Source organism: Veillonella faecalis (assembly GCF_024677885.1).
Taxonomy (GTDB): domain Bacteria; phylum Bacillota; class Negativicutes; order Veillonellales; family Veillonellaceae; genus Veillonella; species Veillonella nakazawae.
In genome coordinates, this window is sequence record NZ_JALBWL010000003.1 from 51,693 (window position 1) to 73,264 (window position 21,572).

The 21,572-nt window shown below is 40.1% G+C and carries 21 protein-coding genes; 2 read left to right on the top strand and 19 right to left on the bottom strand.

The genetic code is table 11. The features are described from left to right. Positions 1 to 401 precede the first annotated feature (401 nt). The 12 genes from glmM to MOQ65_RS07000 form a co-directional block, all read right to left on the bottom strand. On the bottom strand, positions 402 to 1,754 hold the full coding sequence (gene glmM, locus MOQ65_RS06945) for a phosphoglucosamine mutase (RefSeq protein ID WP_257847076.1): 1,353 nt from the start codon (positions 1,752 to 1,754) through the stop codon (positions 402 to 404). Positions 1,755 to 1,923: 169 nt separating this feature from the next. Further along, positions 1,924 to 3,522 (bottom strand): NAD(P)/FAD-dependent oxidoreductase, encoded by a 1,599-nt coding sequence (locus MOQ65_RS06950; protein WP_257847077.1) that lies wholly within the window; start codon positions 3,520 to 3,522, stop codon positions 1,924 to 1,926. A gap of 210 nt (positions 3,523 to 3,732) precedes the next feature. Beyond that, positions 3,733 to 4,653, bottom strand: coding sequence for a CdaR family protein (locus tag MOQ65_RS06955; RefSeq protein ID WP_257847079.1), 921 nt, complete (start codon positions 4,651 to 4,653; stop codon positions 3,733 to 3,735). Then, on the bottom strand, positions 4,650 to 5,462 hold the full coding sequence (gene cdaA / locus MOQ65_RS06960) for a diadenylate cyclase CdaA (protein WP_105090135.1): 813 nt from the start codon (positions 5,460 to 5,462) through the stop codon (positions 4,650 to 4,652). The genes MOQ65_RS06955 and cdaA overlap by 4 nt, the downstream gene beginning before the upstream one ends. 131 nt (positions 5,463 to 5,593) lie before the next feature. Further along, positions 5,594 to 5,908: an XdhC family protein gene (locus MOQ65_RS06965; RefSeq protein ID WP_024066914.1), complete on the bottom strand. Its 315-nt coding sequence runs from the start codon at positions 5,906 to 5,908 to the stop codon at positions 5,594 to 5,596. Further along, on the bottom strand, positions 5,898 to 6,626 hold the full coding sequence (locus MOQ65_RS06970; RefSeq protein ID WP_257847080.1) for an XdhC family protein: 729 nt from the start codon (positions 6,624 to 6,626) through the stop codon (positions 5,898 to 5,900). The genes MOQ65_RS06965 and MOQ65_RS06970 overlap by 11 nt, the downstream gene beginning before the upstream one ends. Then, positions 6,610 to 7,422 carry a selenium-dependent molybdenum cofactor biosynthesis protein YqeB gene (gene yqeB, locus MOQ65_RS06975; RefSeq protein WP_257847081.1) on the bottom strand — a complete coding sequence of 271 codons (813 nt, stop codon included), beginning with the start codon at positions 7,420 to 7,422 and terminating at the stop codon, positions 6,610 to 6,612. Before yqeB ends, MOQ65_RS06970 begins: the two co-directional genes overlap by 17 nt. Continuing rightward, entirely contained in the window at positions 7,419 to 8,141 is a 723-nt protein-coding gene (locus tag MOQ65_RS06980; RefSeq protein ID WP_257847082.1) for a nucleotidyltransferase family protein, read from the bottom strand. Before MOQ65_RS06980 ends, yqeB begins: the two co-directional genes overlap by 4 nt. Positions 8,142 to 8,147: 6 nt before the next feature. Next, entirely contained in the window at positions 8,148 to 8,906 is a 759-nt protein-coding gene (gene yqeC, locus MOQ65_RS06985; RefSeq protein WP_060923868.1) for a selenium cofactor biosynthesis protein YqeC, read from the bottom strand. A gap of 41 nt (positions 8,907 to 8,947) precedes the next feature. Continuing rightward, the gene (locus MOQ65_RS06990; RefSeq protein ID WP_257847083.1) at positions 8,948 to 11,242 is read right to left on the bottom strand and encodes a xanthine dehydrogenase family protein molybdopterin-binding subunit; all 2,295 of its coding nucleotides are present in this window, start codon (positions 11,240 to 11,242) and stop codon (positions 8,948 to 8,950) included. Next, the gene (locus MOQ65_RS06995; protein WP_257847085.1) at positions 11,242 to 11,697 is read right to left on the bottom strand and encodes a (2Fe-2S)-binding protein; all 456 of its coding nucleotides are present in this window, start codon (positions 11,695 to 11,697) and stop codon (positions 11,242 to 11,244) included. The genes MOQ65_RS06990 and MOQ65_RS06995 overlap by 1 nt, the downstream gene beginning before the upstream one ends. Next, positions 11,697 to 12,479: an FAD binding domain-containing protein gene (locus MOQ65_RS07000; RefSeq protein ID WP_119209175.1), complete on the bottom strand. Its 783-nt coding sequence runs from the start codon at positions 12,477 to 12,479 to the stop codon at positions 11,697 to 11,699. Before MOQ65_RS07000 ends, MOQ65_RS06995 begins: the two co-directional genes overlap by 1 nt. Positions 12,480 to 12,633: 154 nt before the next feature. On the opposite strand from MOQ65_RS07000, the gene MOQ65_RS07005 reads away from it, so the two are divergent. Then, positions 12,634 to 13,509, top strand: coding sequence for an epoxyqueuosine reductase (locus MOQ65_RS07005; RefSeq protein WP_257847230.1), 876 nt, complete (start codon positions 12,634 to 12,636; stop codon positions 13,507 to 13,509). A 467-nt stretch (positions 13,510 to 13,976) separates the two neighbouring features. On the opposite strand, the gene yfbR is transcribed toward MOQ65_RS07005, so the two are convergent. The 3 genes from yfbR to MOQ65_RS07020 are packed head-to-tail and all read right to left on the bottom strand — an operon-like array spanning position 13,977 to position 16,405. Next, positions 13,977 to 14,567 carry a 5'-deoxynucleotidase gene (yfbR, locus tag MOQ65_RS07010; RefSeq protein WP_227283277.1) on the bottom strand — a complete coding sequence of 197 codons (591 nt, stop codon included), beginning with the start codon at positions 14,565 to 14,567 and terminating at the stop codon, positions 13,977 to 13,979. Positions 14,568 to 14,593: 26 nt separating this feature from the next. Then, complete coding sequence (locus tag MOQ65_RS07015; RefSeq protein ID WP_105085203.1) at positions 14,594 to 15,451, bottom strand: D-alanyl-D-alanine carboxypeptidase family protein; 858 nt, start codon at positions 15,449 to 15,451, stop codon at positions 14,594 to 14,596. 24 nt (positions 15,452 to 15,475) lie between these two features. Beyond that, positions 15,476 to 16,405: a mechanosensitive ion channel family protein gene (locus MOQ65_RS07020; protein WP_257847086.1), complete on the bottom strand. Its 930-nt coding sequence runs from the start codon at positions 16,403 to 16,405 to the stop codon at positions 15,476 to 15,478. Positions 16,406 to 16,568: 163 nt separating this feature from the next. Between MOQ65_RS07020 and MOQ65_RS07025 the strand changes: the two genes are divergently transcribed. Further along, the gene (locus MOQ65_RS07025) at positions 16,569 to 17,345 is read left to right on the top strand and encodes an adenosylcobinamide amidohydrolase (protein ID WP_257847087.1); all 777 of its coding nucleotides are present in this window, start codon (positions 16,569 to 16,571) and stop codon (positions 17,343 to 17,345) included. A gap of 163 nt (positions 17,346 to 17,508) precedes the next feature. Here MOQ65_RS07025 and tnpA read toward each other — a convergent pair whose 3' ends face one another. The 4 genes from tnpA to MOQ65_RS07045 form a co-directional block, all read right to left on the bottom strand. After that, positions 17,509 to 17,970 carry an IS200/IS605 family transposase gene (gene tnpA / locus MOQ65_RS07030; RefSeq protein WP_005380067.1) on the bottom strand — a complete coding sequence of 154 codons (462 nt, stop codon included), beginning with the start codon at positions 17,968 to 17,970 and terminating at the stop codon, positions 17,509 to 17,511. Between the two features lie 288 nt (positions 17,971 to 18,258). Then, a complete protein-coding gene (locus MOQ65_RS07035) occupies positions 18,259 to 19,236 on the bottom strand; it encodes an asparaginase (RefSeq protein ID WP_105085199.1) in 978 nt (325 codons plus the stop codon). A gap of 89 nt (positions 19,237 to 19,325) precedes the next feature. Beyond that, positions 19,326 to 20,093 carry an NAD(+) synthase gene (nadE, locus tag MOQ65_RS07040; protein ID WP_105085198.1) on the bottom strand — a complete coding sequence of 256 codons (768 nt, stop codon included), beginning with the start codon at positions 20,091 to 20,093 and terminating at the stop codon, positions 19,326 to 19,328. Positions 20,094 to 20,101: 8 nt separating this feature from the next. Further along, positions 20,102 to 21,553 carry a nicotinate phosphoribosyltransferase gene (locus tag MOQ65_RS07045; protein ID WP_213467626.1) on the bottom strand — a complete coding sequence of 484 codons (1,452 nt, stop codon included), beginning with the start codon at positions 21,551 to 21,553 and terminating at the stop codon, positions 20,102 to 20,104. Between the last annotated feature and the right edge of the window lie 19 nt (positions 21,554 to 21,572).

Here is a 21,572-nt window from a genome sequence, read left to right on the forward strand (position 1 = left end):
ACTACTCTGAATTATTACAATTCAAAGTAGTGCTTTTTCAGTTCATTTCTCGCTATATCGCTATAATAACATAAATTACATCCTATATATGTACCTATAGTAACAGCAACACAGTTCTTAACTATATATAAGATGAATTGCATCATCTCGTCTATCCTCCCCCTCATATGCGAAATAACTCTTAATGAGTAGAAATGGTATAATGCAGAAATATTTGCGCCATAGTGACGGTTCCATTCGGTAACCATCCTAAATAAATATAAAATGAATACCCTCCTATATATGTTCCTGCAGCGACTTTACGTAGGACGGAGCAAAGGGACATATATAGGAGGGTATACCTTTAATATGAAATTGTAGAATGGAACCAAACGGAGTAGTATCAAACTACTCATTAAGAGTTATTCGGCCACCCCTTGTTCTCTACCGATGATATCAGCAATTTCTTGGCATAATGATTGTAGTTCTTCTTGGTTAGGACCTTCTGCCATTACGCGAATGAGTGGTTCTGTACCAGATGCACGAACTAGAACGCGGCCTTCATCACCAAGTTCACCTTCTGCTGTTACGATGGCAGCTTTGATAATATCATTGTCTTCCCAACCTGTTTTTGTAGCAACACGAACGTTGATAAGAACTTGAGGATACTTAGTCATAATGCCAGCCAACTCAGAAAGTGGTTGATTTTTTTCTTTCATAAGAGCCGCCACTTGAACAGCTGTTAACATACCATCACCAGTTGTATTGTGATCCAAGAAGATTACGTGACCAGATTGCTCACCACCAACGGAGAGGTCATGTTCACGCATGTATTCCAATACATAACGATCACCAACAGCAGTAGAAACTGTTTTCATTCCTAGTTCTTCTGCCGCTTTGTGGAAACCAATATTACTCATAACAGTACCAACTACAGTATCATCTTTGAGTTTGCCTTCTTCTTTCAATTTAAGAGCACACAATAGCATAATTTGGTCACCATCGAGAACTTGACCTTTTTCGTCTACCAATAAGCAACGGTCCGCATCACCATCGTTAGCGATACCAAGGTCTGCATTGTGTTGTTGTACAGCCACTTGTAAGCCTTCGATATGTGTAGAACCACAGTGATCATTGATATTCAAGCCATCTGGATTTACATTGATGTTGATTACTTTAGCGCCAAGACCAGATAAAATTTCAGGACCTACGCTAGATGCAGCACCGTTCGCACCATCATATACGATAGTCAAACCTTCAAGGGATGTATCAACTGTGTGGCGAACAAAGTGAGCGTAGAAATGAGCTAAATTGCTATTGTACTCAATGGTACCAATGCCATCACCTGTAGGACGTGGTAATTCATTATCTGCACTTTGACGAACATATTGTTCTAATTGATCTTCTACTTCATCTGGCAATTTATAGCCATTGCCATCAAAGAATTTAATACCATTATCTGGATATGGATTGTGAGATGCAGAAATAACAGCACCTGCATCAAAGCCTTGTTGACGTACAAGGTAAGCTACTGCTGGAGTCGGAATAACACCGGCAATTACAACATTGCCACCAACAGAGCAAATACCGGATGCTAACGCACTTTCAAGCATAGAGCCAGAAATACGCGTATCACGACCAATCAAGAATGTAGGATGGTCTTTTTCTTTACCAAAATATGTAGCCGCTGCACGGCCTAAATGATAGGCTAATTCAGGTGTTAAAAATTCATTAACAACACCACGTACACCATCTGTACCAAATAAACGAGCCATAATTATCCTCCTCTAGGGATTGTGAAAATCACAAATCCTCATATATTCACTGTTGTGTATTATATCACAATATATACACCACACATATATATACTATATAGATATAGTATTTTACAGTACCAAAATGAACCTATACTGTAGTTTACTTTACAATACATTCTACTACTAACTAGTTAGGTTTTGCATATTTTGCCATGCATATAATGGCAGTTTCTGCTCCATCAAGGGCTGCACTCATAATACCGCCAGCATAGCCTGCACCTTCCCCCATAGGATAAAATCCACCTACAGTTGGAGAAACGCGATCTTCATTACGCCCCATGCGAAGCGGCGCAGAGGTGCGTGTTTCAACACCAGTCATACATACCGCAGGATCATCAAACCCATGAATCCGTCGTCCCCAATACGGCAATGCCCGTTCCAACACGGACGTTACGAATGGTGGCAAGCAATCATGTAAATCGCAATTTACTACACCTGGTTCATAACTATATGTGCTATCTTGTACGCTTGGTGCTTGTGAAAGCCCCAAAAACTGGCCTACGGTCTGAGCTGGTGCATGGAAGTTAGAGCCACCTAATTCATAAGCTTTACGCTCCCATTCACGTTGGAATGCTACACCATCCAGAGGATGATTACCAAAGTCATCAGGCCCTACATTAACTACGATAGCACTGTTCGCAACACCGCTATCACGAGCATATAAACTCATGCCATTTACAACAACGCCACCATTTTCGGACGCAGATGCTACAACTTGACCACCTGGGCACATACAGAAGCTATACGCTGTACGGCCTGTTTCTTTATCATGGTACACAAGAGAATATTCCGCTGCACCAAGACCTAAGCTAGATGGTTCTACACCATATTGAGACTCGTCAATGACAGCCTGATCATGTTCAATACGAACACCGATAGCAAATGGTTTTGCCGTCATTTCTACATTACATTTATGTAACATTTCGTACGTATCGCGTGCACTATGACCTACGCCAGAAAGGACAACCGTCGTATCAATGCGTTCGTTATCGTTAACTTCAACACCTACGATATGGTCATTTTCAATAAATAAATCGGTAATCTTAGCGCCAAAGCGAACTTCACCACCCCATTCGATGATGCGTTCACGCATAGCTTTTACCATGGTACGCAACTTATCTGTACCTACATGAGGTTTATGTTTATACAAGATTTCTTCTGGAGCGCCGAACTCTACAAAATATTTGGAGATTTCATGCAATCTAGGATGAGTAACGCGGGTTGTCAGTTTACCATCAGAGAAGGTACCTGCACCACCCTCGCCAAATTGTACATTAGATTCGGGCTTAAATACACCTTCTTTCCAAAATGTTTCTACATCTTGGCTACGAGTATCAACGTCTTGACCTCGTTCAAAAACGATTGGACGGTACCCTTCACGAGCTAAATAAAAGGCAGCTAGCATCCCAGCTGGACCAAAGCCCATCACTACAGGGCGATGTGCTAAAGGCACATTACCATAAACAATAGGTTCTGGATCCTCTGGAGTAAATACAGATACATCCTTTTGTTTACCTAGTTTTTTCATGATTTGAGCTTCTTTATGAACCTCAACAAACAAGGTATACACAAATACAATATTCGGTTTTTTACGAGCATCTACAGCGCGTCGTACAACGTGAATCGTTTCAATAACGCCTCGCAATTGGGGATATTTCTTTTCTACAATATCCTTTATATCCGACTTGACCGTAACAGCCACTCGGAGATTTATTATTCTAATCATATCTTTCCTATTTCGGCTCCCTTTTGGGGCAGCTTATATCATTATTATTTGACCTAAATTTCTAACAATTGACCTACAAGAAAATGGTCATACACTTTTATTATACAACACTACTATAAAAGCTAATATATGAATAATAAAACAAACCCTAATAGAGTTATGAATCTACTCTATTAGGGTCTTTTTTAACTACGTATAGGGTCTTTTTAGCTACGTAGTTTTCTTTTGTATATCTACCTTAACATGTACTGTAGTAACATTACTATTAACACCACTCGGTAATACTAAGTTGTAATTACCTTGAATGCCCTTCGTTGCACCGGTAAGATCAATTGGTTCTGTTTGAATTTCTGAAACAGAATCAATCATTTCTTCTCGACCAGTCACAGTTAATTGAGTTGGTGTAACGGATATAGACTTAACTTCATACCCATCAGCTACCGTTCCCGCCGTTGGTACTGTAATAGGAACCGCTTTATCTTTACGCAATAAGTTTAGTTCATATTGCGCTTGACCTTGGCTCGGATTGATGTGTACATCTAATACATTACCAGATATATCCCAGGCTTCTAACGTACTAACAGCACTAAAGTTCTTGGTTTGACCAGAGATATTAACCTTCATAACAACCTTATTTACAGCGTTAACAAGCTGTTTACGTCCAGATACAGTTACCTCTTTCGGTACAATAGTTACTGACTTGAGAGCAACATCGTCGGAGAACTTACCAATTGGAACAATTTCAACCGGTATTTTCCGCTCTGCATATTCGTCTACATTAATTGTTACAGTATCAGGCTTAACCTCCACAAGGCTCATCCCCGCTGGAGGGGTAAATCCAATGGTTACATTATTTTGACCTGGTTTTACACCAGATGCATCAATATATGCACGAAGATTATCTGCCTTTATAGCCATAATCGTATCGCGAGGGCCCGAAAGGACAATGCGTGCTACATCAGGTGCATCTTCTATAATATAATGGGAATCAAGATTTTGGACTTGAACAGGTACCGTATAGGTTACCTCCATCACAGGGTTCTGATCTCGCATGATAAAGAACCACATGACGATGGCCGCTAGCAATGATAATAACTTAGCTGGCCAATTGCGTTTCAAATGTATCATCATTTTTTTGCCCCCCATTTCCACATACCAGTAATGGTTTGACGAGGGCGTTCCATAAATGTACGCAACGCTTCTTTAATTTGATCTTCTGGCAAATGACGATAAATATGACCGCCATAGGTATAGGAAATTGTCCCCGTTTCCTCACTGACAACAACAACGACAGCATCTGTTTGTTCAGATAAACCGATGGCTGCACGGTGACGCGTACCAAGTTCAGTACTCAATGTACGGTCTTCAGTTAGTGGCAACAAACAACCAGCTGCACGAATGCGACCATCACGGATGATTAGCGCCCCATCATGAAGTGGTGTACTAGGAACGAAAATATTTTTAATTAATTCACGGCTCAACACAGCATCAATTAAAATACCTGTATCAACGAAGTCATTGAGACCTACTTCACGTTCAAAAACGATAAGTGCCCCAGTATGCTCACGAGACATAACGCGAGCCGCCGCCATCACTTCATTGATAGCCATATCCATTTCCTCTTCGTTGACATTCTGTGCCTTACTGAAAATTCGACCACGGCCCAATTGTTCTAAAGCACGACGCAATTCCGGTTGGAACACTACAGGTAATGCGAAGAGAAGAACGGTCATACTTTGTTGCAAAATCCAATTGATAACATATAGATTCAGCAAATGACTCAATAAATTTAGAATTGCTAGCATAACAAGACCTTTCAAAAGAGAAACGGCCCGTGTATCTTTAAGCAATTTATATAAGTAATAAATACCTACGGCAACGATTAAGATATCAGCAATATCAAGAAGCCTAAAGGTATGTATAAGTGCGTCAATATGCATAAAAATAGCTCCTTATACAAAATAATAAGGTACAACCAACTACTTGGCTGCACCTTATATTTTAACTCATTTTAGAAACACTGTAAATTTATAAACGAGTATAAGATTTTATTTTTTCTATAGTTATGAACTTAAATGTTTTGTGTTTCAATCCACACATCCATCTGTCCGCCACACACCATACCTTCTTTTACAGCTACATCGTCATCTAAAAGAACTTCGATACGACGATGTGCTTCTTTTTTATTCAAGGAATCAACAGCGCTTAGACGAATCTCATTTTCAGCACGACCACCACCGATAGTACCAAAGATAGATCCATCTGGGAATACTACCATAGATGTACCAGCCTTACGCGGTGTAGAACCACGGGTAAATAAAATAGTAGCTACAGCTAGTGTTTCATTTTTACGAGCACTTAAATATTCAATAAACTCACGATTCATGGCTCACTCTACCTTTCCGCAATGAGCCGCCTTTTTTACCACGCACCACTGCCAAATATTCGCTAACGATAGATAATGCAATCTCCTCAGGAGTTTGTGCACCTAAGTCTAGACCAATTGGTGCATATACCATATCTAATTCTTCTTGCGTCCAACCTTGTTCACGCAATACTTCAAATGCATAATGAATACGCTTTTGACTGCCCATAACACCCATATAGGTTGGCAAATAATCGCGCAATTGTTCTAAGCATACATTATCATACTCATGAGCACGAGTAACAATGATAAACCCATTATATTCATCAAGAGGTAGATCATTTTTAAAGTTTTCTAACGGCAAGCATTTACGAGTTACTCGTTCGTCAAAGAATTCAGGAACTACATATTCTGGGCGGTCATCTACAACGGTTACACGACACCCGATAAATAATAATAAATCCGTAATAGCACGGCTCACATGACCAGCACCCAATACGAGAACAGATGGATCGTTTTCTACAGGTTGTACGAAACATTCCGCTTCGCCTACCATACATAAAGAATTAAGCTTTGCTTTATCTACCATAAATCCTTCGATTGGTGTACCATACAAAACACTACCATCTTCAGCATAAATTGTCTTATCCCCTTGACGAGGGCCAGACAATACAGTAACCATCAGCGTAGTTTCTGTAATCTGAAGACGGTCTTTCATCACATCATAGATCGTTTCCATCTTGATTCCTTTCATACTCCCATGCAGTAACAGCTTCTAAAACACCGCCACCAACGGCAAGGGATTTATCTGAAATACTATAACAATGAGCTTCTTCACAACGAGCATCTACATCGGCCAATTTAAAATGGTCGGATACGATGAGTCCGCTCTTAAGAATACCTCTAAGAATACCTGTAATTTTTGCCCGCACTGGCTCTTTATCTACATAACCAATGACTTCATTAGCTTGTACAGAATCGCCAATATGGCGCTTAGCTGTAAACAGACCAGCCTTTTGTGAGTGAATAACACGTTCATGAGTATAACCACCTACATTACCGGGAATCCCCGTATTAGGCTGCGCTGGACCATCATAGATACAACGACCTAAGTAATGACCGCGCATGGTTTCAATAACAACATCCACATCATGCCCTGCAGTAAATCCAGGCCCCACACCAATGACGAGATCTGCATCATCACGTTTGGTACCAAGATTCTTTTTACTTAAAATAGCATCTACCACAATAGCTGGCTTCAATGTATCAAGTAGCTCTTCATACGAACTAGTCACAACGGGAATAACACCTTGTGCCAACGTATCTGCTACTTCACTAAGGGCTACATGACGTGCTACAAAGCGTTCCAAAATCATTTCTCCACGATGTACAGCATTGCCATAACATACTTCACGGCGAATCATGGTAGGAATGGCGATTTCGTTAATCACCACAGGATAGCCTGCACGTTTCAATCTATATACAGCGCCAGAAGCGATGTCTCCGCCTCCGCGCATAAGGACTAATGGTTTCATAATGCCTCACTTTCACGTTGTTTCAAACGCTCAAAATCATCGGGTGTGTCAATATCATATCCAACATCGTCACGAATCCACAATTTGATAACATGGTCTTTACCACTACCGCGAATGATAGTTTTGCCACCTTGATCCCCTTGGATATGTTGCAATGATTCAAACCAATGTGAACCAAATAGAACAGGATTTCCCGACTGATAATTCGCCCCATAATGCGGGACGACGATAGTTTTCGAATGAAAGTTATCACTAAATGCACTAATAACCTGATGTACAACATTCCCAGTCAATAGTGGTTGATCCCCTACAGAACAAAGAATGCCGTCTAGCGGTATCGGTGAGTTTTCTACCAAATGACGTACTCCTATCGCTATGGACAGGCCTTGTCCACGACTAGGATGTTCATTCTGAACCACTTCAAACCCATAGCTCGTAACTATAGGTTCTAATCTCTCATGATCATCACCAGTAACCGCTACAAAAGGTAGTTTACAGGATTCAGTAAGTTCTACCGAATCATTCCATCCACAATGAAGAGCCCCACAGACCGCATCTAAAACAGTTTTACCACGCCAAGGCAAAAGTTGCTTATTACATCCCATGCGCTTGGATTGACCTCCTACGAGGAGGACAATGCCAATATGCAAAGGACGACGGTCTATGGGGTCTCTCATGGGACTGAAAGCGGTATTAGATTTTGCTTTCACATAAGACATGAGTACCTACCGACATTGAATAATGCGACGGATTTCACAACTTGCTTTGTATCCATCAGCTAAGATGATATCGGAAATGTCGCTATCTACAATATGATCAATAAAATCATCAATGATACGATGTTGCACCGTTTCATAACCAGTACAGAACAGAATTTTTTTACCTTTACTGTATTGGAATAAACCTTGTTTATGGAGCACAAGATCAGCCAACATGCGTGGCGTTACAATGGCACCCATATCGCGTTTCACAATATCTTGAACGAGCTCGATGTTATGCACGTGCTCATCATCAAGCGGCGCTCCTAACATTTGTAAATTCACAAGACCAATCGTAGTCTTTGTGAGAGATGGGATGACTGGCTCAGTCGTCTTAGGCGCCTTAAGCCATTTTTCCTTTGCCCCATCTGCTTCCACTACAATTTGCCAGTTCGGATGCAATTTTGCTAAACCATCGATAAGATCACAATCTAAGGAGTCCACTTTTGTTCCTGTAATGCCAGAGAACCACGCACCACAATATCCACGCAAAATACGATCAGTACAATATTCATCAGCTTCATTAATATTTCGAGTATAAATCGGTTCATAATGAGCCACTTGAGATTCATAGAGTCGAGTCGTAGTCGTAACTACGATGGGCTGACCTTTCAGCCTTCCATATTCTACTAATTTTGAAAGCACAGTCGTTTTACCGCCTGCCCCAACAAGGGCCACGATTCCCGGCTGAATCAATCGATTCCAATAGGATGTTTGTGATGTCATAAAACCAGGCCTCCTTAGAAAGGAAAAGTAAATAGAAATCTCTATACTTTATATTTCTCGTCCATAGCCATAAATACCTTCTCAGGTGTCATAGGTAATGTACGAACGTCCGCACCAACTGCATTTTTAATAGCATGTTGAATAGCTGGACTAGCCGTATTAATAACAACTTCACCAATAGATTTGGCACCAAACCCGCCTGTCGGTTCATAAGACTCTACAAAGTCTACATGTAACTCGCCAATATCTTGACGGGTTGGAATTTTATAAGTCATAAGGTTATTAGTCTCTAAGCGACCATTATTGGAATAGCGTACATCTTCATATAACGCCATGCCGATAGCTTGTACCACACCGCCTTCAACTTGAACACGAGCCAATTTAGGATTGATAACAGTACCGCAATCGATGCAGGAATATGTATGAAGCGGAATAACCTTGCCAGTTTGTTTGTCTACTTTTACCTCTGCAATAGTTGCCATGAATGGAGGTGGGGACGTATGACTGCCCCATGTAGCGAAACCAGACAATTGTTCTGCATTAACGCCTACCAATAATTTTGGAGCTAATTGATGGATATCCATAGTTTGAGAACCATCTTTTGTGGTAGCTACAACGCCATCAAAGTCGATGTTTTCTACATCTGTATCGAAGAATTGAGCGAACTTAGCAATAATCTTAGTGCGTAATTCTTCAGCAGCCATTTTTGCTGCCGTACCAGTTACGTATGTTGTACTAGATGCATAAGAACCTGGATCAAATGGTACGATGTCTGTATCAGATTCAACAACAGTCATGTATTCCATAGGACAGCCAATGATTTCACAAGCCATTTGAGTCAATACAGTATTAGCACCCATGCCCATATCGGAAGAGCCCGTATACAATGTGTAGTTACCATCATCGCCAAGACGAATTTCTACAGATGCTACATCAATGTTAGCAACACCAGAACCTTGTAACGCTAATGCCATGCCAAGGCCACCGCGATAACGTTCGTCAATATCCCAAGAATGAGGACGTTCATCCCAACGAGCCATTTCTTTTACGCGATTTACTGTATCTTGGAATAGACCAGAGTCAAGGTATTCATCTGGAGCGTATACCAAGCTTTGTTCACCTTGAGCAATCAAGTTCTTTTGACGCAATTCAGCAGGGTCAACACCCATTTTATCTGCCAAATTATTAACAGCACACTCTAATGGCCATAACGCTTCTGTAGCACCATAACCACGGAATGCACCGCCTGGTGTATGGTTCATGTATACGCCTTCTGTACCGTAGTGGATAGCTGTCGCTTTATTGTATAAAGGAATGGACTTATGCTCACCAGCTGTAGTAGTAGTGAAACAGTGAGTTGCATGAGCACCTGCATCAGTAATGGAGTCCATATCAATTACTTTGATAATTCCATCTTTTGTAGCACCTACACGGATTTTCCATTCACGAGCATGACGTGTAGTGGAGCAAGTCTGTGCTTCCGTGCGATCGTATAAGAGATAGCAAGGTTTCTTCAATGTCCATGCCACAAAAGCTGTCATAATTTCTGTGCAAGCCGTTTGTTTAGAACCGAAACCACCGCCGATACGAGGTTTGATTACGCGAACCTTTGTAGCCGGAATTCCTAATGCACGCGCAATATGACGGCGCACATGGAATACGATTTGTGTAGAAGATACGATAACTACGCGGCCCAATGCATCAATGTAACCATAACTTTGGAATGGTTCCATTGCTGTTTGGCGTGTAGCTTGGTCAAAGTAAGTACCATCTACTACATAATCACATTTTGCAAGTTCAGCTTCAATATCGCCTACTCGTTTATGATAAGATACGCAAATATTGCGTTTATAATCTTGACCTACAGGGATATTATTGTGAATATCATCTTCAGGGTGGACTACTGTTTCATGGTCGATAGCCGTATGCATATCGAGTACAGGTTTTTGTACTTCGTATTCAACCTTGATAAGAGGCATCGCTTTAAGTGCTGTAGCTTCATCTTTTGCAACAACAAGAGCCACTTCATCGCCTACATAGCGAACTACAGGATCCAAGATAAGCGCATCATAAGCAGATGGCTCTGGGTAGGTTTGACCAGCCAATGTAAAACGAGTATTAGGCACGTCTTCATGTGTAAAGATCGCTTCTACACCAGGAATCAATTTAGCTTTAGATGTATCGATTGATTTAATGCGCGCCTGTGCATGAGGGCTACGAAGAACCTTAATAACGAGCGCATCTTTTGGAACAAAATCGCCAGTATAAGACGGTTTGCCCGTCAAAATACCTTTAGAGTCAACCTTATCATAAGATTTACCAATGTGCTTATTCATTATTTTAGGCCTCCTTCTAAGAATTTACGAACCCCTCGAAGTTGTGATTCATAGCCAGTACAACGGCACAAGTTACCGATGAGGTATTCACGAATCTCATCATCAGTAGCCTTTGGATTTTTACGTTTCAAATTGATAGCACTCATCATCATGCCAGTTGTACAGAAGCCACATTGGTCAGCGCCTTCACTAGCAATACAAGCCGCTAATAATTCAGCCTCTTCTTGCAAGCCTTCTAATGTAGTGATTTTATGACCTGGCGCACGGAATGTAGGATATGCACAAGACAAGATAATTTCGTCATCTATCCATACAGTGCAAAGGCCACAGTTTGTTGTGTCACAGCCACAACGTACGCTATAGTAACCAAGATTACGCAATGTATCCAATAACATTTCATCAGTTGGCACATTAACAGTTACATTTTTATTATTAATATTAAGTACGAGTTCCATTATTGTGCCACCTCCTTAGCCAAGCGTTGAACCATTGCTTTTACCATTTCCATGCGATATTCTTTGGAAGCATGAGAGTTAGATTGGTAAACTAACTCTTCAGATGCTAATTGACCTGCTTCTTTTGCTGCAGACAATCCTTTTTCTGAAAGCAGAGCACTTGCTTTTTCTGCTAATTGAGGCACGCCAGGTCGTGTACCGATGTACACTTCAACGCCTTTGTCATCACGGCGAAGTGCACCTGTCAACACTGGGAAATCACCACGAGAGATGCGAAGAGCCTCTACAGCTACAGGCACATCTACTTTAGGGATACGAATTTCCACGAGGATATCACGTTCTCTGTATTTCATATAGTCATGTATGGACATGCGACCGCCTTTAAAAGTAACGATGTCTGCATGTACTGCCATTAATGCAGGAATAATGTCGGAGAAGCCGAAGCGGCTTGCTACAGATCCACCCATAGTAGCAGTGTTGCGGAATTGAATGCCAAGAATTTCTTTAACACCTTTAACAACAGCACCACCACAGAATTGTTGTAATGGCTCAAAACGTTCCACGTCGCCTTGCGTTGCCATAGCACCAATGACAAATTCGTTATCCTCTTCGCGAACATAACGCAAGTCAAGACTAGCCATATCAATCACTGCAGGCCATGTGCGCCGACCTAAACGCAACCAGCAGCCGCCAGCTAGCATTGGGGCAGTTTTGTTTTTTGTGGCTAATTCATAAGCCTCTTCCACCGTCTTCGGTTGTAATACTTTCATAAATGCTAACATAATCTGTCCTCTCAATGGTATACTAATACTAACAGAACTGGATGATAACCACAAAAATACAGATATCACCGAACTACAAACTTAGCAGGAATCTATAGAATTCCTCACGTTTCTTATACTTTTATTTTACCAATTATTCGCCACTAAATCTATGATGAAAGATATAAATTTACAGGAATTTTGCAAAGAATTACATATTTATGAATTTGGGATTGCCCCTTGGCCTCTACCTGAAAATGCAAAAACCATTTTGTACGAAACTAATCCCTGTCCATTTACAGCTGCAGATGTGGAGGAACGACTACTAGGAACAACTGAGTTCACACCTAAAAGTGCTATTGTCTGTCTCTTTCCATACTACGTAGAACATAGCGGTCCATCCAATCTATCCCGCTACACATGGGGTACAGATTATCACCTGGTCATTAATGAATATTTAGAAAAACTTATTGAAAAATTACAAAAAATAAATACTTCAGCTCAGTTTTCTATACATTGTGACACCTCTCCCCTCGCAGACCGTTACATGGCATACTTAGCAGGCCTTGGCTTTTATGGCAAAAACAATTGTTTTATCAGTCCTAAATGGGGATCCTATGTTATGATAGGAACAATTTTAACTACCTTAGAATTTGAGCCGAACACACCGCTTAAACAATCTTGCATGGGTTGTAATCGTTGTATTACCGCTTGTCTAGGTCAATGCTTAGGGCACGAAGAATTCAAATATGATACTTGTAAAAGCTACTTAACCCAGAAAAAAGGCGAACTCACCGACCAAGAACAACATATTATCGCTAAAACCCCATTAGTATTTGGGTGCGATGTATGCCAAGAGGTTTGCCCTCATAATCAAGGTATCCCCGCAACGCCTATACCTGAATTTCAACGAGTAGAACCGTACATAGATATTAACGAACTAGAGACCCTAACAAACAAAGAATTCAAAGCTAAGTATGGTAATCGGGCATTCTCGTGGCGGGGGAAGAAAATATTAATGAGAAACCAAAATATTATTGAAGAAAAATAGATATTATAATTTGTTATGCTTTATAATATCTTTGTAAGCTTTACAGGCTTTGACATCTGTTTAGCAAAAACTTATAATAATATAACAGAGATAGCTAGATGCCTAAGAACGTCCAGCTCATCTCTAAAACTTTATTTGAGATGTAAAATGGCTGTGACGTCTATTAAGATGTTATGGCTATTTTTCGTTTTTACGGCAAATAAGCACTACGAATGCGCCACAAGTGAATAATAAGCTGATGATGCTTACCACTAGGGACAATATTTCAAAATCACTCATAGTCTCACCTCCTCGAACGAGAGAGATGAGCAGAACAACATCTAACTACCTCCTACACTAAAGTATAAATACAAGAAATTACGAAGTATAATGATTAATTGATATGCCACTAATAGTCACATACGTAGGAGATTTGGTATTTTTGCAGAATAAAAAGAGACGACCATCCGTCGTCTCTTTTTTAATCATTATTTGATTTCGTAATAATTTAGCTCATCTAAGCTTTTACCAAGAGCAGGCATATAAGTCTCAAGGAACATATCTACCTCTGGCATGTTGAGTGCTTTCAGTTTAGCCAAAATGGAGTCATGTGCTTCTTTAAACTCATCGTTCCCTGCCTTGAGTTCGTTTACACATTTCATATAGGCCGAAATTGTATCTGCTGCCTTAACGATAGGCCACTCAGGATTACCCTCTGCATCTACTATGAAAGGCTTATAAACAGCTTGTAATCGTTCTGGCAAGGTAGATAACATTTTCTCTTGTGCTAATGTTTCAACTTCACCGTACAGTTCACGAAGTTTTGGATCAAAATATTTAATCGGTGTTGGCATGTCGCCTGTAAAGATTTCACTCACCTCATGATACATGGCAATGACCGCTACCTTATTAATGTCCACATTACCACCAAAGTATTCATTTTTGAGAGCTGCTAAGTTATGAGCTACCATAGCCACTTCAAGGCTATGCTCTTGAATATTTTCAGTTTCTGTATTACGCATAAGGCTCCATCGATTGATAAAGCGCATGCGTTTTAAAAATGCAAAGAATGAACTCATATATCCCCCATTACACAATAGTTCCCCTAAATAACTCCACGAAGTTTAAAACCGTAATCAAGGAATTGTACTGCTTCATCCCAACGGTTATCATCGTTAAGCATAACTACAATCATAGTATGACCATTACGGGTAGCCGATGCAATCAAGCATTCTCCGGCAGCATTCGTAAAGCCAGTTTTTAAACCATTAGCACCGGGATATTTATTGCGAATGAAATGGTTTGTGGTGCGAATTGTTTCTGGCGTACGGTTTTGATAAGGCACCTTATAATAATCATTGGCTACTTTATCGCGGAACATTTGGTATTTCATACCATACGCCGCAATCATCGCCAAGTCACGAGCCGTAGAGTGATGGCCCATTTGTGTCAAACCATGAGGATTTAAAAATACACTATTTTTTGCCCCTGCTTTTGCAGCAACGCGATTCATGTCCTTTGCAAAGTTCTCTACAGAGCCACTTACATTTTCTGCTACGACAACGGCCGCATCATTACCGCTAGCAACCATCATGCCTTCAAGAACGCCTTCCAAGGTAATTTGATCGCCAACGCGAACCCCCAGATTGGATTCCTCCATACTAGTGGCATAACTACTAATAGTCGCCAGTTCATCAAGTTGTGTACCTTTGAGTTCTAGAGCTGTTAGCAATGTAACCATTTTCGTAGTGCTCGCAGGATGCATCCACTTATCAGGATTCTTTGCAAATAGGATTTCCTTTGTATCCGCATCAATGAGAACAACAGCCTCACCTATCGTAGATGGCGGCGCAATATACGCCGCATGAGAAACACTAGTACTGAAAATAATAGCGCCTATACAGGCTATCATCAAAATAAGTCGTTTCCAAACTATACAAACATTAGTTGTTAAAGATATCATATATCTCACTTTCTGTATCACATATTAACTTTCAGGGTTATCATCAATGGCAACATCCGTTCCACTTGCTTTTTTCTTAGTTCCCTTAATTTCACCAGTAGAGTTATCTACATTTTGAAGATATACAACACGTTGAGGATATGGAATGTCGATACCATATTTATCGAACGCATCTTTTACATCAGACATAATTCCATATTGCACATCTAAGAAGTCTTTCGACTTAACGCGTGCATAGGCAGCAATGCGTACAGAGTTATCGCCAAATTCAGAAATACCAATTTCCATATTTTTAGGATTGAGTACACGTTTATCAGCAGCAAAAATATTTTTTAAGATTTTAATTGCTTCATGATGATTATTGTTATAACCAATATCAAAGACGAACGGGATAACCCTTTCGTGGGTATAAGCAATATTAGTTATGGCTTGGGAGGTAAGGATAGAGTTTGGTATATACACATTTTTTTGATCTTTAGTAGTGATAATAGTATACATAAATTGAATAGACTTAACACTACCTACAGTATCTCCAACTTGAATAACATGACCTGCTCTAAAAGGCTTAAATATAAGAATTAATAAGCCTGATGCCAAGTTAGATAAGTTGTTTTGTAAGGCCAAACCAATACCTAAACCAAAGGCACCAAAGGCAGCTACAAAGGATGTAGTAGGGACACCAATTTGATTTAAGCAAATCAATATTAGACCTACTAGCAATGCATAATTGATGATCTGCGTAATAAAGCTCATCGCAGCAGAGTCATAAGAGGCCTTAGTCATAATACGGACAGCAAAGGTTTTCACCCATTTAATAGCATAACGACCTACCCAAAATATAATAAGAGCTAATAATATATTGCCTGCTTGAGAAAAGAACCAATCTCGAAATTGAATCAATACATTCGCATCTTTAAACAGTAATTCAGAAGCCCTATTTAAAAGATCACTCATACTAACCTCCATGAATAAAATATAACGCTCATTCGGTAGAATCGGAAATATATTCGAAATAAACATATGTGTTATAATCTAACATATGTATTTTACAATAATTTAGTAAAACTATTATATCCTTATATTATATATATAACAATCTAAACCTAGGGAGACTTATATGTTTAACAATCCATATGAAGCACCACAAGAGCTTGCAACAGGAGGTCATGTAACAAAAGAGTTAAATTCCGTTACCGTACACTTTGATGACATCCATTATTCCTTATCTAGTGGTCAACTCAATGGCGGATATCACCATACTTTGGCCGTACGAAATCAGCAACTGACGTATCAAATTGAAACAGAAAAAGATTTGCCTGGCGGCTCTGTAGCAAATTATTTAGCACAAGAGTTTGAACACATCGATACACCTGTTCATTTTAGTACAGCGCTTCTTACGTCTGCTACAATGAACCTTCACGCGTACGCTAAGGTTGAAGAACACGATACGATTGTGGAGACCATCGTTACTGCAGGCTATGAAAAAACAGCCCATCGTGCAGGAACAGGCTATTGCTACGAGGAGCGAGATGGTAGTTTCATAGTACCTGGTACCATTAATATTCTTGTCTTTACAAACAAGGCATTAACAGATAGTGCCATGGTGAAAGCCATCATGACAATTACGGAGGCTAAAACCGCAGCCCTCCAAGATTGGGGTGTTGAAAGTGTACACCTCTATCCATTTATCAACGAAGATATTCCTGAAGCAATTACAAAAGAACGCAAGACTTCTGCTACCGGTACCTCTACAGATGGTGTGGTTCTCACTATCGATACCAATGGTGATGTGTTAACAGATGCAGGCTCCTTCTCCCTATTCGGGGATACATTAGCTAAGGCTGTTTATATAGGTATACAACGAGCCTTAGAAAATGCTATTGGCGCCGAATAAAAAATACGCATTCTAGGCGAAATCAGAACCACCCGTAAAACGGGTGGTTTGCTCACGGGCTATAAGCCCGTAGTACTAGGCCAGCGTCTAAAGGCGCTGGCTTTCACTACGTTCAAGCCGCATAGCCATTGACTCGTAACGTTCCCCTTAAAGGGGATATGTATTACTTGCTACCCTTAAAAGGGTCCTCATATTCTTTTACACTAAGTTTATCTTTCATTTGGTCATGTAACTCTTGCTCACGTATATATTTCTTTACTGTAGCCTCATTTAAACCTACTGTACTAACATAATACCCCTCGGACCAAAAGTGTCTATTTCCAAATTTATACTTTAAGTTTGCGTGTTTATCGAACATCATTAGCGCACTTTTCCCTTTTAAGTATCCCATAAAAGATGATACTGATATTTTAGGTGGGATTAATACTAGCATATGCACATGATCAGCCATAAGCTCCCCCTCTATAATCTTGACACCCTTATATTCACATAAACGTCTCAGTATTTCACGTAAACTATTTCTATATTGATTATATATAACTTTACGTCTATACTTAGGTGTAAATACTATGTGGTATTTGCATAACCATTTTGTGTGCGCAAGGCTCTGTGTCTTTGTTGCCATATAAAATCACCTTTCTTTTGCATATAATGCGGCTTGAACACCTACATTATACTTAAGCAAGGTGATTTTTTTGTATAACTTTCGTTGCCGCACCCGCATAGCGGGTGGTTTAATGATTCGCGACTACGTCGCGAACCAGTCTAAAGACAATAATAAAAAACCGCACATCCTAGGCGATCGGGATGTGCGGTTCATTGTATATAAAACTGTTACACATAGTATAATACTTGAAAATGAATATCAAATTAAGATTTGAGAGTTTTTCTCAAATCTTTTTTTGTTTTCTAATTAATATTCATAGAAGAACTGTTGTAACTTTTTAAGATTTTTAGTTTTTGTAAGCCCCAGCATCAATAAGATACGAGCTTTTTGTGGACTCAATGTATCACTTACGAGATAGCCTGCTAGTGCATCTTGTGGTACAGCAGATACCATGCCACTCCCTGTACGAGAGGCACGTACAGTTGGGAATGCTGTATTTTGTGTTATTTGACGTACATTTTGAGGAATTGTACCATGACCCAATCCAGTCAAGATGAGCCCATCAGGATTAGTGGCAACTACACTCATTGGCACCATGTCATCCATACCGCCATAGCAAGTCAAAATGACTACACGAGGCAATTCCTTAAGGTCATGTACATCAAAGATGGATCCTTTCGTATGACGACGAATAGAGGCTTTATAATAATGAGCTACACCATCCTGGACGATACCAAGATGCCCTACTAATGGACTGTCAAAGGTAGCCACATTAGTTGTATTCTGTTTGGACACATCACGGGCCCCATCAACATAGCCATTTAGAACAACAAGTACACCTTTACCTACAGATGCAGGTGTTCTTGCCACTTGAATCGCTTGTAACAAATTAATAGGACCATCTGCACTGATTGCCCCAGCAGGTCTCATCGAGCCAGTAATAACGATAGGTTTATCTGTATGAACAGTAAGATTAAGAAAATAAGCTGTCTCCTCCATGCTATCTGTTCCATGAGTAATAACAACACCGCCTATATCCTCTTGATTGACTAATTCTTGTACTAACTTAGATAAATCCAACCAATGCTGGACAGTAATATCGGAACTTTCAATATTACTAAACTGAGTATATGTATATGGACCATATGGTTCTGTGCCTGGTACGGAGTCTAAAATTTCATCGAGGCCTAATACACCTGCAGTATAGCCCGTCAAATCTGTATCGGATGCACCTTGTCCAGCAATTGTACCACCCGTACCAATCAACGCAATTTTTGTCTCCATATTACCTCCATCATAAAATACATAAGAAATAGTAAATCTTTTGTTAATCAACATTAGCATGAATTAGACTAGCTAAAACAAGTCCTCTCTCAACATTGTGGGTGAAAGGACGGCATCAATTCTAATTTATGCTTATTAATACGATTTAAATAATCAATACGTTCTTTCGTTTCAAGATTTTCTATCTCTCCAGTTCTAATATATCGATCTAATACAGCATAGGTAAATCCTAATTTATCCTCATCAGATAGACCGCTGAGTCCATCACTAGGCGTCTTATCTACAAGATATTTTGGAATATCAAGTAATCGACCTATTTGGCGCACCTCTTCTACGACAAGATTGGCAAGAGGACTAAAATCCCCAGCACTATCGCCATATTTTGTAGAATACCCGACATAATCTTCAGATCCATTACATGTATTAGCTACGCGTGCCCCATTTGGCAAATTTTGCCCTATTGCATATAGCGTTGTCATGCGAAGACGCGGTGGTGTATTAATTCCTGCATCCTTGGATATATCAGATCTACCAGTAACTGCTTTATAACCTTCACCTTGAATGATAGCATTCGTCAAAGCTTCATAGGCAGTTCCAATATTCACTATGATATGTGGAATCCCCAAATGTGCCACTACAGCCTTAGCATCATCGATATCAGACTGAATTCCATTCGGCATAAGAACACCTACTACGCGTTCTGCCCCAAGGGCTTCTTTACATAAAGCAGCCACAATTGTGGAATCCTTACCACCTGAAACGCCCACTACGGCGCTACAGCTAGGCCCATTTTGACTAAAATAGTCTCTAATCCATTGAACGAGAGCCTCTTTTGTTGCTTCTGGATTGTCTAACATAAGCCCTCCTACTTCTTCCGGAAAATACGATTTAATAAATCCATTTTCATTTGATAGTATCCTGGACTCATATCAAGGTAATGGCGATGTGGATTTTCAAAGCGCTGTTCTTCTAACCAAATTTCGCGGTCTAATTGGTCTTTAACGTATTGACGAAGCTCTTCTAATGTCGGCAATTTTACGATAAGCTTGCCATCTTTAATAATGAGTTGTTTCATCTCTTTAAAGGTGCAATTTTCAAAGTACAATTCACGCCATGGTTGTTCTGGATCGATATAACGATATGGTTCTGTCGTATCTGGCACCTCTTCTAACAATGTTAATAAATCTGCAATGGCACGCCCTTTATCATTGTATACGCGATACACCTTTTTAAAACCTGGGTTCGTAATCTTTTCAACAGATTCAGAAATCTTGATACGAGGCTCCCACAAACCATTCTTTTCAACACCAGCAATCTTGTATACGGCCCCAAATACAGGGTCACTCTTAGAGGTAATCAGTCTTTCACCTACACCAAAGATATCAATGGGACCACCCTGTCCCAATAAAGAGGTTATTGTATATTCATCAAGACTATTGGAAGCCATAATTTTGCAATCTTCTAAGCCTGCCTTGTCAAGCATACGACGCGCTTTTTTAGCTAAGTAAGCAAGGTCACCTGAATCAAGGCGTATACCTTTTAAGCGTTTTCCCATAGGTTCCAATACCTCTTTAGCTACTTTAATAGCATTAGGAACCCCAGAGTTTAATACATCATAGGTATCAACAAGGAATACCGCTCCATCCGGATACACTTCAGCGTAAGCTTTGAAAGCTTCGTATTCAGAATCATGATACATAACCCAGCTATGAGCCATGGTTCCACTCACAGGAATACCAAATTGTTGGCCCGCTAAAACAGTTGCCGTAGACTGTACCCCACCAATGTAGGCTGCTCTCGCACCATATACAGCGGCATCCACATTATGAGCTCGACGAGCCCCAAAATCGGCTACTACACGCCCATCCGCAGCACGAACGATGCGATTAGCCTTTGTAGCGATAAGGGACTGATGGTTCATCATAGTTAGCACTGCAGTTTCTACGATTTGTGCGTCTATGAGAGGGGCTACGATGGTTATAACTGGTTCATTTGGATAAATAATAGAACCTTCTGGGAACGCATATACATCACCAGTAAAGGAAAAATCTTTAAGATAGTTTAGAAATTCCTCACTAAAGATCCCTTGATTCCGTAAAAAATCGATATCACTTTCATCAAAGTGTAGATTTAAAATGTACTCAACGATTTGTTCAAGACCACCAAAAATGGCAAAGCCACCCTTATCTGGATTGCGTCTAAAGAACACATCAAAAGCGACGCGATCCGTATTTTCATGTTGTGTAAAATAGCCGTGTGCCATGGTCATCTCATAAAAATCCATGAGCATACTAATATTGCGACTGTCGTGTTGCATCGGTTCACCAACCTTCTAA

Bases quoted from the DNA above. Each gene is read 5' to 3' on its own strand.
- MOQ65_RS06995 (WP_257847085.1), bottom strand. From the start codon at position 11,697: ATGGAACTCGTACTTAATATTAATAATAAAAATGTAACTGTTAATGTG.
- nadE (WP_105085198.1), bottom strand. From the start codon at position 20,093: ATGTTAGACAATCCAGAAGCAACAAAAGAGGCTCTCGTTCAATGGATT.
- MOQ65_RS06980 (WP_257847082.1), bottom strand. From the start codon at position 8,141: ATGTCTTATGTGAAAGCAAAATCTAATACCGCTTTCAGTCCCATGAGA.
- MOQ65_RS07020 (WP_257847086.1), bottom strand. From the start codon at position 16,405: ATGAGTGATCTTTTAAATAGGGCTTCTGAATTACTGTTTAAAGATGCG.
- yfbR (WP_227283277.1), bottom strand. From the start codon at position 14,567: ATGAGTTCATTCTTTGCATTTTTAAAACGCATGCGCTTTATCAATCGA.
- MOQ65_RS06955 (WP_257847079.1), bottom strand. From the start codon at position 4,653: ATGATGATACATTTGAAACGCAATTGGCCAGCTAAGTTATTATCATTG.
- MOQ65_RS06965 (WP_024066914.1), bottom strand. From the start codon at position 5,908: ATGAATCGTGAGTTTATTGAATATTTAAGTGCTCGTAAAAATGAAACA.
- glmM (WP_257847076.1), bottom strand. From the start codon at position 1,754: ATGGCTCGTTTATTTGGTACAGATGGTGTACGTGGTGTTGTTAATGAA.
- MOQ65_RS07025 (WP_257847087.1), top strand. From the start codon at position 16,569: ATGTTTAACAATCCATATGAAGCACCACAAGAGCTTGCAACAGGAGGT.
- MOQ65_RS07000 (WP_119209175.1), bottom strand. From the start codon at position 12,479: ATGTTAGCATTTATGAAAGTATTACAACCGAAGACGGTGGAAGAGGCT.
- yqeC (WP_060923868.1), bottom strand. From the start codon at position 8,906: ATGACATCACAAACATCCTATTGGAATCGATTGATTCAGCCGGGAATC.
- MOQ65_RS06970 (WP_257847080.1), bottom strand. From the start codon at position 6,626: ATGGAAACGATCTATGATGTGATGAAAGACCGTCTTCAGATTACAGAA.
- cdaA (WP_105090135.1), bottom strand. From the start codon at position 5,462: ATGCATATTGACGCACTTATACATACCTTTAGGCTTCTTGATATTGCT.
- MOQ65_RS07015 (WP_105085203.1), bottom strand. From the start codon at position 15,451: ATGATATCTTTAACAACTAATGTTTGTATAGTTTGGAAACGACTTATT.
- MOQ65_RS07035 (WP_105085199.1), bottom strand. From the start codon at position 19,236: ATGGAGACAAAAATTGCGTTGATTGGTACGGGTGGTACAATTGCTGGA.
- MOQ65_RS06950 (WP_257847077.1), bottom strand. From the start codon at position 3,522: ATGATTAGAATAATAAATCTCCGAGTGGCTGTTACGGTCAAGTCGGAT.
- MOQ65_RS06990 (WP_257847083.1), bottom strand. From the start codon at position 11,242: ATGAATAAGCACATTGGTAAATCTTATGATAAGGTTGACTCTAAAGGT.
- yqeB (WP_257847081.1), bottom strand. From the start codon at position 7,422: ATGAAACCATTAGTCCTTATGCGCGGAGGCGGAGACATCGCTTCTGGC.
- MOQ65_RS07045 (WP_213467626.1), bottom strand. From the start codon at position 21,553: ATGCAACACGACAGTCGCAATATTAGTATGCTCATGGATTTTTATGAG.
- MOQ65_RS07005 (WP_257847230.1), top strand. From the start codon at position 12,634: ATGAAAGATATAAATTTACAGGAATTTTGCAAAGAATTACATATTTAT.
- tnpA (WP_005380067.1), bottom strand. From the start codon at position 17,970: ATGGCAACAAAGACACAGAGCCTTGCGCACACAAAATGGTTATGCAAA.